An 870-nucleotide genomic window follows, 5' to 3' on the forward strand; every position below is an offset into this window, starting at 1 on the left:
GGTGTAGATCCACATGGCACGGCCCTCGAAGTACAGTCCGGAGTTCCGGTCCGACGCGATCGCGTTGTGGCGGGCGTCGGCGGGCAGGCGGACGTTCAAGGACGTCGCGGCCGATCTGAACGTGAACCCCGAGACGCTCCGTACCTGGGTACGTGACCAGGACGGCCGCCCAGCCGCCGCCGGCGCGCCGGAAGCCATGGAAGCCGAGCTGGCCCGGCTGCGGGCGGAGAACACCAGGCTGGCCAAGGCGGAGAAGGAATGGCAGCTGGAACGCGAGATCCTGCGCCGGGCCGCGGCCTATTCTGCCCGGGAGGTGAAGTGAAGACCGCCGCTTGGGACTTCATCTCCGCCCACGCCGAGACCTTCGGCGTCAAGCGGATATGCCGGGTGCTGGAAGTCTCCCGCTCCGGCTACTACCGGTGGATCGCCGGTGCCGAAGCGCGGGCCGCCCGCCAGGCCGAGGAGGACGCCCTGGTCGACGAGATCCGCGAGATCCACGCCGAACACCGCGGGAACTACGGCGCGTTGCGTGTCCATGCCGAACTGCGGGGCTTCGGCCACACGGTCAACCGCAAGCGGGTCGCCAGACTGATGCGCAAGCATCACATCGTCGGCCGCCACCTGCGCAGGAAGAACCGCACCACGATCCCGGACCGGCTCTCGCCACCGGCCCCGGACCTGGTCCAACGGGACTTCACCGCAGGCGCTCTGGACGAGAAGTGGTGCGGCGACATCACATATGTGCAGGTCGGAGCCACGTGGCTCTATCTCGCATGCGTCGTGGACATCTGTTCACGACGGGTGCTCGGCTGGTCCATGGCCCCGCACATGCGAGCCGAGCTGGTCATCGACGCCCTGAAGATGGCCGTG

1 pseudogene is annotated in these 870 nt (G+C 68.3%); it reads left to right on the forward strand.

Annotated features, from left to right (window positions below):
• Positions 1 to 13: 13 nt before the first annotated feature.
• Positions 14 to 870 (forward strand): annotated as a pseudogene (locus tag IE185_RS33575) (IS3 family transposase); the annotation flags it as partial.

It is taken from the genome of Streptomyces chryseus, from assembly GCF_014650755.1.
GTDB lineage: Bacteria > Actinomycetota > Actinomycetes > Streptomycetales > Streptomycetaceae > Streptomyces > Streptomyces chryseus.